At 64.9% G+C, this 9,473-nt stretch carries 6 protein-coding genes and 3 pseudogenes; 6 read left to right on the top strand and 3 right to left on the bottom strand.

Annotation, left to right across the window (positions count from 1 at the left end; genetic code table 11):
* Positions 1-141: 141 nt before the first annotated feature.
* From AZG88_RS25630 to AZG88_RS25620, 4 genes are all read left to right on the top strand, one after another.
* Positions 142-1,086 (top strand): phosphoglycerate dehydrogenase, encoded by a 945-nt coding sequence (locus tag AZG88_RS25630; RefSeq protein ID WP_061699595.1) that lies wholly within the window; start codon positions 142-144, stop codon positions 1,084-1,086.
* Positions 1,087-1,127: 41 nt separating this feature from the next.
* Positions 1,128-1,973: an HpcH/HpaI aldolase/citrate lyase family protein gene (locus AZG88_RS25625; RefSeq protein ID WP_061699594.1), complete on the top strand. Its 846-nt coding sequence runs from the start codon at positions 1,128-1,130 to the stop codon at positions 1,971-1,973.
* A 71-nt stretch (positions 1,974-2,044) separates the two neighbouring features.
* Positions 2,045-2,563, top strand: a complete 519-nt coding sequence (locus AZG88_RS55120; protein ID WP_269455064.1) for a WhiB family transcriptional regulator — start codon at positions 2,045-2,047, stop codon at positions 2,561-2,563.
* Entirely contained in the window at positions 2,505-2,789 is a 285-nt protein-coding gene (locus tag AZG88_RS25620) for a YciI family protein (protein ID WP_061699593.1), read from the top strand. The genes AZG88_RS55120 and AZG88_RS25620 overlap by 59 nt, the downstream gene beginning before the upstream one ends.
* A 152-nt stretch (positions 2,790-2,941) precedes the next feature.
* On the opposite strand, the pseudogene AZG88_RS25615 reads toward AZG88_RS25620, so the two are convergent.
* Positions 2,942-3,130, bottom strand: a pseudogene (locus AZG88_RS25615) (hypothetical protein); the annotation flags it as partial.
* Positions 3,131-3,209: 79 nt separating this feature from the next.
* Between AZG88_RS25615 and AZG88_RS51985 the strand changes: the two are divergent.
* Positions 3,210-3,367: pseudogene (locus AZG88_RS51985) on the top strand (IS701 family transposase); the annotation flags it as partial.
* A 170-nt stretch (positions 3,368-3,537) separates the two neighbouring features.
* On the opposite strand, the gene AZG88_RS25610 reads toward AZG88_RS51985, so the two are convergent.
* Positions 3,538-6,843, bottom strand: a complete 3,306-nt coding sequence (locus AZG88_RS25610) for a protein kinase domain-containing protein (RefSeq protein ID WP_061699591.1) — start codon at positions 6,841-6,843, stop codon at positions 3,538-3,540.
* Between the two features lie 1,108 nt (positions 6,844-7,951).
* On the opposite strand from AZG88_RS25610, the gene AZG88_RS25605 reads away from it, so the two are divergent.
* On the top strand, positions 7,952-8,779 hold the full coding sequence (locus tag AZG88_RS25605; protein ID WP_061699590.1) for a TIGR03084 family metal-binding protein: 828 nt from the start codon (positions 7,952-7,954) through the stop codon (positions 8,777-8,779).
* A 512-nt stretch (positions 8,780-9,291) separates the two neighbouring features.
* On the opposite strand, the pseudogene AZG88_RS54160 reads toward AZG88_RS25605, so the two are convergent.
* Positions 9,292-9,473, bottom strand: a pseudogene (locus AZG88_RS54160) (hypothetical protein); the annotation flags it as partial.

Genomic DNA, 9,473 nt, shown 5'->3' with positions numbered 1-9,473 from the left:
TGCCGGGCCCGGCAAGCACGAAGAAGCCGGAAAGTAACCAACAGTGCTGACATGACAGGGCGAGGTGGCCGCGGCGACGCGGCCACCTCGCCCTGCCGCATTCGGCCGCAACACACACGAACTCGAGAGGAAATGACCTGTATGTCACGCGTTCTGGTGACCACCGACTACCTCGGTCCCGGTGACGACATCGACGACCTTCTGCGCCGGCACGGACACGAGGTGACCTACGCACCCGCTCGCGGTGCCCGCAGCCGCGCGGAAGCGTTGGCGTTGTTCGACGGAATCGACGGAGCCGTCATCGCGAGCGAACCGGTCACCGCCGACATGCTCGAAACCGCCACGTCCCTGAAAGTCATCGCCCGCAGCGGCGTCGGCTACGACTCCGTCGATCTCGCGGCAGCCGCCCGCCACGGCATCCGGGTGTGCAACACCCCCGGCGTCAACCACGACGCCGTCGCCGAAATGACGATCGCCCTGATCCTGACGACCGCCCGCAAACTTCCCGCCGTCCTCGGCGGAGTCCGGGACGGCCGCTGGCCCCGTGACGCCGGCCGCGAATTGCGCGGATCGACACTCGGTGTCATCGGCTATGGACCCAGCGGCCGGGCGGTGGCCCAACTCGGCCTGGCGTTCGGAATGTCGGTGGCCGTGCACACCGCACACCCCACCGACAACCCGGGCATCGAGTTCGTCGACCTCGACACCGTCACCGCCACCGCGGACTACCTGTCGCTGCACACCCGCGCCGCCGCCCAGGCCGAGCATCTCATCGACCGCGAACGCCTGCAGGCGATGAAGAACACCGCGATCCTGATCAACACCGCCCGTGGCAGCCTGGTCGACGAGGACGCCCTCGCCGACGCCCTCGAATCCGGGGACATCGCGGGCGCCGCACTCGACGTCGTCGCCCAAGAACCCCTACCCACCGACAGCCGGCTCCGCGGCCTCGACAACGTGCTCATCACCTCACACCTGGCAGGCCAGACGGTCGAGGCCCGCAATCGAGCCGGCCTCGCCGCCGCCCAGGCCGTGATCGACGTCCTCGCCGGCCGCGAACCAACACACCCCGTCGACCACCTCTGACCCATACGTACCCCGACTCGCCCGAGAAAGGTAGAACACCCGTGACAGAGCAACTCTCGACACCTCCCCGCACCGTCGACGCCGAGATCGCCCGGACCTGGCTGCTGGTCAACGCCACCCGGACCGACACCTTCGATACCGCGCACCAGTCCTGCGCCGACCAAATCGTGCTCGACATCGAAGACGCCGTCGACCCCACCGCGAAACCCACCGCCCGCGCCGACGTCGCCCGATGGCTGGAAGAACGTTCGGCGTGGGTCCGGATCAACGACCGCTCGACCCCGTTCTGGTCCGACGACGTCGACACTTTGAGGGGCCTTCCCGGCCTGGCCGGGGTGATGCTCGCCAAGGCCGAGTCCGCTGAGCACGTGACCGAAACCTTCGACCGCCTCGGCGGCGTGACCCCGGTGCTCGCACTGATCGAGTCCGCCCTGGGCATCGAGGAAGCCCCACAGATCGCACGGGCTCGAGGTGCCTTCCGCCTGGCCTTCGGCAGCGGCGACTACCGGCGCGACACCGGCACCGCCGCCGACGACCTCGCCATGGCCTACCCGCGCTCGCGCCTGGTCATCGCCAGCCGACTCGGCAACCTCCCCGGCCCGATCGACGGCCCCACCGTCAGCAACGACCACACCGTCCTGCACGAGAAATGCACGCTTGCGGTCACCCTCGGGCTGACCGGCAAGCTGTGCCTGGCCGTCGACCACGTGCCCGTCGTCAACGCCGCCATCAGCCCCACCTCGGACGACGCCACCTGGGCCCGGGACTTCCTCGCCGACTTCGAAGCCCGAGGCCGCATCATCCGCGACGGCAGCGACCTGCCCCGTCTGGGTCGCGCCCAGAAGATCGCCCGGCTGGCCACGGCGTTCGGAGTTCTCTCGCCATGAACGCCGCCCACCCTGCAGTGCACAGCGTCTGTGCAGCCACTGCTGATCCTCATGATGCGAGGTAGCGCCGCATGTCGTCCTCTACCCTTTCGACCCACCTGTATGCACAGCGGACCGACTTGTGGGACTGGCAACTTCGCGCCACCTGCCGACAGGTCGAAACAGACCTGTTCTCCCCCCAAGAAGGCGAAACCCATCACGGTCGACGGGGCCGCGAACGGGCAGCCAAACGGATCTGTCGCACCTGCCCGGTGCTCGCCCAATGTCGCACCCACGCCCTGAGCGTCGGCGAACCCTTCGGAATCTGGGGCGGCACCACCGAGGCCGACCGCCGGTTCCGCATCCCCGGCCATCCGGACGCACACCTACCCCCGCCACAGCGACGGCAGGCCTCCCGCACCCCGACGGTTGACCCTCTCCCGCAACCACCCACCCCCGGGCACACGACCGCCCCGATCCTGAACTGCAGTAACGAATTCCGAAGCACCGCGAGTCTCCTCGCGGCACCCACCCACCGAAAAAGCGAGAACCATGCCCCTCTTCGTCGTCGAATACACCTACTCCACCGCCACCGCCGCAGGCCGCGATGAACACCGCACCGCACATCGAGACTGGCTCGCCGACCTCGTCGAGAAGAAGACCGTGATCGTCTCCGGCCCCTACGCCGACAACTCCGGTGCGTTCATCATCGTTGACGCCGACACCGCCGAGAGCGTCGAACAACTCTTCACCCAAGACCCCTTCGTGACCCACGGACTCGTGCCCGCCCACAGGATCATCGAATGGACACCGGTACTCGGCACGCTCATCCACTAACCGGTTGGCACAGCGATACCATCCGACGGTGAGCACCGCCCTCGGACCGGCCGGAGCCGCGACGGTGACTCCGTATGCCGTGGCCCATCTGGCGGTCGTCGGCGGTGTTATCGGCAAACGCCGATACGCGGATAGCTGGAAAGCAACCACAATCATGTCCCAGGTTTGTGATGTGGGGTGCCGGCGAAGTGTCGGGGAATGATGGTTTCCCCGACGATGGAGATCTTCAGTAGGGCGGCGTCGAGGTCGCTGAAGCCGTGGTCGTCTACGTTGTAGAGGTTGAGGGCGCCGACGCGATCATTGTCGAGGCGCAGCGGTGCGGACAGGTAGCTGCGCACTCCGAGACCGCGGACGGCGGCGGAGAATCAGGCCAGCGTGCGGGTAGCACCTCGACGCGAACCGTGACCACGAAGGTCACCGTGCTTTCGGACCACCAAGAACGAGACCGGCCTCGATAACCCGGTCCGTGAGTCGGCCTGGTACCGGCACATCACCTTGTCGATGGCCGCGGCCGCCTTCCTGATGATCCTGCGCCGCGGCGCTCAAAAGGGGATCTCCAGCCGGTGCCCGATATCTAATACCTCTGATCATCAACGAGATACGGCGATTGTTTAACCGCGTCGCCTGTCCGGTACGACATGCCCTCGTCCACGTCTGGCACCGGTTGAACTGGCGCCGCGCCAGCCAGGTCAAAGCCCGCGCCAGCCACTACAAACGCCGACATCACAAACTGTCGTTGCAGTACTAACTACCTAGGGCTGCGGGTCCGTTCCACTATCCACGCAGCGACCTGCGTGCGTGAGTTGAACCCGAGTTTCGTGAGAATATGTTCGACATGGCCTTGGACGGTGCGTTGGGATATCACCAGACGGTTTGCGATCGCCTTGTTGGTCAGGCCCTCGGCGATCAAGTCTGCGACCTGTCGCTCGCGTTTGGTCAGCGCTTCAGTTGAATCAGACTCCTGCACAAAGGATTTTGGTTTCTCTCCTAGGGCGTAGATGGCGGCAGCGTCGAAGCTCAGGAGACCACCGTCCCTGTAGGCCTTCTCGAATGCACGCTGACCGAGTGCCTGGCGAGTCCGCCGCACACACTCCTCGTGGTAGATGACAAGGGCGGGGAATATGGCCGTTGAACTGCCTACCGACTGTCCCAGCGTCTCGGCGGCGCCCATCAGCATTGCGGCGCGCTGCGCGTTGTTCTCATCGCAGGCCCATGCCAGCGCCTCCAGACACGTTGCTGCCAGGATCGGGTCATCCACTTGTCGGCTCAACGTCAGGCCCTGTTCCAATATTCGCACCGCTCGGTCGCTTTGACTCTGCCGCCACGCAGCAACGCCCAGGGCCCACAACGTAAACGACTGGTAAACAGATTCGCCATGCGTTTGTGTGATGGCGAGTGCTTGGTCAATGCAGGCCAGGGCCCGTGGTGCGTTTGCTTGTAGCTGGTAGGCCCACCCGAGCGCTAGCAACGCGTTGATTCTGACCTCGAGGGCGGCGTCGTCGTGGGTGTCGATGGATGCAAGTGCCTCGTTCAGGTATTTGCACGCGCGGGCGGGGTCACCACCAAAGAGCGCCAGGGTTCCGGTCGCGTGGGTGGCGAGTGCGTGCACGGTCGGATCGGCCGTCTGCTCGGCCAACGCCCGTGCTTCCTCGACGAGGGCGGTTTCCGCCGCCAGGTCGCCCTGCATCCCGGCGAGAGCGCTGTTGGCATACAGGGCTTTGGCTCGTTCCACCGTTGGCTGCGCGGGCTGTCTGGCCAGGGCGCGATCAAGCCAGCGTCGGCCTTCGCTGAAGAGCGAACGGGCTAGCCAGAAGGAGTAGAGGGCGGTGGCGATCCGGACACCGGAATCGACTTCTGCGTCGTCCTCTTCCGACAGGGCGAACTCCATCGCTTCCCGGAGGTTCGGCTGTTCGCGTTCGAGGCGTTCGATCCAGTCCAGCTGTCGGGGACTGATCCACCCGGCCACGGCATCGAGCGTCAACTGCTGATACCAGTCCCGATGCCGTCGGCGAAAGTTAGCATAGTCGCCGGCTTGCTCCAACTTCTCGTGGCCGTAGTCGCGTAGGGTCTCGAGCATCCGGAAGCGCACCACAGCGCCAGCGTCCTCCCGGATCAGGATCGACTTGTCGACCAGCGAGGTCACCTCATCGAGCAGATCACTCGGCGGCAGATCACCGTCACACACCTCTTCCGCTGCGTCCAGTTCGAAACTGCCGGCGAACACTGACAGACGCGCCCACACTCGCTGTTCCTTGGCTGTGCACAGCTCGTAACTCCAGTCCATCGACAAGCGAAGCGTCTGTTGTCGTGTCGGAGCACCGCGACTGCCCAGGGTGAGCAGGGCGTACCGATCGGTCAACCGGCTCAGGATTTGATCGGCGGACATGGCGCGCAGCCGGGCGGCCGCCAACTCGATCGGCAGCGGTAGGCCGTCGAGCTTGTGGGAGATCCGAGCCACCGTGAGCCGGTTGTCCTCGGTGAGTTCGAATCCGGGCACCGCGGTGGCTGCTCGTTCTGCGAACAACGTCACGGCGTCGTACCCGGGCAGGCCCTTAAGGGACGGTTGACGGTCGGGGGAGGGGATTGTGAGCGGGGGAACCCGCAGGACGGCTTCCCCGCCGATGCCGAGCGGTTCGCGGCTCGTAGTCAAGACGTGTAGTTCCGGGCAGGCGCGCAGCAACCTTTCCACCAGCCCAGCGGCTTCTCCGACCAGATGCTCGCAGTTGTCCAGCACGAGCAGGAGGCGGCGGGATGTGAGGAATTCTGCCACCGCGTGTTCGAGCGGGCGTGATGACCGATCCCGCACGCCCAGAGCTGCTGCCACCACATCTACCAGTAACGATTCGTCGCGCAACTCATCCAACTCGACGAGGCACACACCGTCACCGAAACCTCGTCGGACATCCTCAGCCACCCGTAGTGCCAGACGGGTTTTTCCGACGCCACCGATTCCTGTGAGTGTCACCAGCCGCGAGGACGACAACATCTTCTTCGTGTCGGCTATTTCCCGCCGACGCCCGACAAAGCTGGTCAGTTCGAGGGGCAGGTTTCGTCCAGAGCCTCGCGTGGCTGGCTGCGACCGGGGCGTGCGCTGACCCGCAGCGCTGAACTGCGCCGCGCGCGGATCCGGACCCGGTCGGGACTCGCCAGGTCCGGCAAGCAGGGCCATCTCCTCGACAGGGAAGCCGTGATCGAACTGGACCTGGCGGAGTTCGTTGCCGAACTCGACGGCGCTGTGCGGACGTGCGCGCGGTTCTGGAGACATCGACCGTTCAATCAGGGCGCTCACATCATCCGGGATGCCCTGTTCGCGCAGATCCGGAACAGGTTGGGTCGTGATCCGGAGAAATTGTGCGACCACTTGTTCACCGCTGTGGCGTTCGAAGGCGGCGTGGCCGGTGATCGCACAGAACAGGGTGGCTCCGAGACCGTAGACATCGGACGCCACGCTGGGGGCCTCACCGCTGAGTACCTCGGGGGCAGTGAACGCCGGGGATCCGGTGACGACCCCGGTGGCGGTCTTGAACCCGTTGGCGATGTGAGCGATCCCGAAATCGGCCAGCGCGGGCTCCCCGTAATCGGTGAACAGAATGTTCCCCGGTTTTACGTCACGATGAAGGATGCCGAGTTGGTGAGCGGTCTCCAACGCGCCTGCCAACTTCACCCCGAGATGCAACGTTTCAGCCAATCCCATTGGCCCTTGCCGGCGAACCTGGCTTTCCAGCGAGTCCCGCGGGTGGTACTGCATCACGATGAAAGGTCGCTCGCTGTTGGTGGTGCCGGCATGGAGGACGCCCACGATGTTCGGGTGGCCTGTGAGCCGTCCCAGTGCCTGTTGCTCGCGAAGAAAGCGCGCCCGGTTGTCGTCGTCGAGGTCGGCGGTGAGAACCTTTATTGCGACGGTGCGGTCCAGCAGAGTCTCGACACCGCGATACACGATGCCGAATCCACCACGCCCGACTTCATGCACATCTTCGAATCCGGCAGCGTGCAACTCCGCCACCACCGCGGGGGCCGGGGCGCGCTGAGTCTCGAGCGGATCACCTTCGACCATCGTTCGTTTACGCTCGACCTGTCGGCAACTTTGTACGATGCAACATCCGCATCCTCTCGATGACGCGCCTTCAGGATATCCCCGACACGTTCTCACCAGGACCCGAGCCCCATCCGCGGAGCTGCCTCACCGTACGGCCGATGTGCGATGGAGAAGTTCTACCAGAACAGCACACAATCCCGCCCACCTCGATCAGTACTCGAGGCCAACGATCCCGACACAAGTTTCCTCGATGGGACTGGTCAAGGCACGCAGATAGACGGTGGATGCGGCGGACGTGAAAGCAGTCCATCCGCGAGGCCAGTGACTCCACCGCGATCCGACGTTGCGACCATTTGTTCCCTTCCCGCAATCCCATCCTGTGCAGGTGCGGGCACAGTTCGGCGCCGTGCACGGTTGCGAGTCGATGATCGCCTCCGACAGCAGCGGGTGCGGCCGGTCCGCACACTGCACGGATCCCGTAGCACATCGTGGATGCGCCGCCGCACACCGATGTGCACCCAGCAAGTGAACTGTCGAGACGCTGGGCGGCGGGAAGCTCGCCGTTAGACAACAAGGCGGGGTCGAGAGCCCGTGGAGTGAAGAGCAGCTCGGCAAGTAGTTCGCGAAGGCACGGAACCCGGCTCAAGGCCGCAGCTCGGCAGACCAAGGGACGTCCTGCCGGAACACCTGGCCGTATCGCGATTCCCTATTTGCCGCTGGATTCAGCGGAGGTGCGCAGGACGGTCATGCAGCTTGTCGACGAATCCGGCTTCGAACCGACCGACGCTGGCGTTCTGGCCGAATCGTGGCGCCAGCAGCCGGGACCCGGCCTACTTCACCGAACTGAGTCTCAAGGACCTCGGTCAGGCGCTCTCGATGGCCGATAAAAGGCGACCAGTTCGGCACCGTCCCGAGCCATGACTCGTACTTGGTATGCGCTGGGCGCCCATGCCGTGGCATTGGGAAGCACGGACATGTCGCTGCAATGAACTCGTCGCGGTGTGACGGTGGACAAGATGGCGTGGCCGGTCCGGATGACCGCCTGCACGCAGATGGACACCACAACATCCGCCCACGCTGGAACCTAAGCTGGCCGGTAACCCGATATGTAGGCGGAAGCAGAATCATGAATCACATCAACATCATCATCGACGACCTTCAGGCAGAACAGACGGCACTCGACGAACTCCTCAGAACCCGCAGTGACGACCAATGGAACCAACCAACCCCGGCCGACGGGTGGACAAGCCGCCATCAAATCGCTCACCTGGCATTCTTCGACGCCACTGCCGAGATGTCCCTCACCGATCCCGATGCCTTCGCCGAGCACCGACAGCGGGCCGAACGAGGACCGGGTGCGTACCGCACCGAGTCGCTCAAACCTCTACTCGAGTTGACACCGAACCAACTCCTCGAACGCTGGCGGGACGCACACCGGTCACTCCAACAGGCACTCCGCGCGGCCAACCCAGACGCCCGACACCCCTGGTACGGGCCATCGATGAGTCTGGCGTCCATGGCAACGGCCCGGCTGATGGAAACTTGGGCCCACGGACAGGACATCGCCGACACTTTCGAGATGGATAGGCCGGCCACCGCGCGATTGACCCACATCGCCCGGATTGCCTGCCTCGCGTTCCCTTACAGCTTCACGAACAACGCACTGCCAGTCCCGACGACGGGCGTTCAGGCGAACTTGATTCTCCCCTCGGGCAACACGTGGGCATTTGGTGAAGACAACTTGCCGGATTCGGTCACTGGCCCCATCGACGACTTCTGCTTGGTGCTCACCCGGCGCCGTCATGTCGCCGACACCGCCCTCGAGGTGACCGGACCAATAGCCGCAAAATGGATGACGATCGGTCAGGCGTTCGCCGGTCCACCCGGTGCCGGACGTGCGCCGGGCCAGTTCACCCGACGACCACTCGCCGTGCATCGGGCCGGCCGAAAGTAGTGGCGACAGAAGTTCGCGTCAACGTCTCGAGCACGCGCCAACCGAAATTCGGCAGTCTTCATTCAACGAGCGAGGACTCGGGATCCGTGCGTTCGGGGTCGAACCGTCGCGTCAGGCTTGTGCACTCGCGCGTATGAAACCGCTGAACCGTCGCAGTGACGGATGCGAACAGTCGGGCGCGCGCTCGCGGCATGAGACTGGAGCACGGGCTGCGCGGTGAGGGGAAGCGGCCACCATTGGCGGTGGCGAACGCGAGCTGCAATCCCGGCACGGCGAAGCTCTGCGACCGCAATTTCGTGCGCCTTCGCGCATGCCCGGCCCGCAAGAGTGTAAGATACACTGCCGCAGAAACAGTTTCGATACGCGATGTCGAGCCGATGTCAGATTTCCGCGCGCACGCCCTCCCGAGCCCGCACAAGATCTCTCTCGGCCTCTTGCTCGCCGTCGGGGGATGTGGCACCGGGGTAGGTCTGGCTCAGATCCAGCAGCCGTGCAAATGCAGGGCGTCCGGCTTATCGATTTCGACCCGGTCGCCCGTGTGCGTTGCAGCTTCGACTGCGCTGCGACAGAGACTTGGGCCCAGCCGCCAACAGGAACCGGGCGAATCCGAACCCGGTCGGGCCGGCGTCATAGGGCATCGCCAACCGTCCGGGCAACGCAAGGAGCACCTCGGCCGGTTCGTTCGTGTCGGGTT

The sequence above is a fragment of the Rhodococcus sp. LB1 genome, assembly GCF_001583455.1.
Classification (GTDB): domain Bacteria; phylum Actinomycetota; class Actinomycetes; order Mycobacteriales; family Mycobacteriaceae; genus Rhodococcus_F; species Rhodococcus_F opacus.
Note: the sequence above shows the minus strand (reverse complement) of the source record. Positions and strands in the feature narration are given on the sequence as shown.

Excerpts from the sequence above, each read along its gene's own strand:
- AZG88_RS25620 (WP_061699593.1), top strand. The coding sequence starts at position 2,505 with ATGCCCCTCTTCGTCGTCGAATACACCTACTCCACCGCCACCGCCGCA.
- AZG88_RS25630 (WP_061699595.1), top strand. The coding sequence starts at position 142 with ATGTCACGCGTTCTGGTGACCACCGACTACCTCGGTCCCGGTGACGAC.
- AZG88_RS25610 (WP_061699591.1), bottom strand. The coding sequence starts at position 6,843 with ATGGTCGAAGGTGATCCGCTCGAGACTCAGCGCGCCCCGGCCCCCGCG.
- AZG88_RS25605 (WP_061699590.1), top strand. The coding sequence starts at position 7,952 with ATGAATCACATCAACATCATCATCGACGACCTTCAGGCAGAACAGACG.
- AZG88_RS55120 (WP_269455064.1), top strand. The coding sequence starts at position 2,045 with ATGTCGTCCTCTACCCTTTCGACCCACCTGTATGCACAGCGGACCGAC.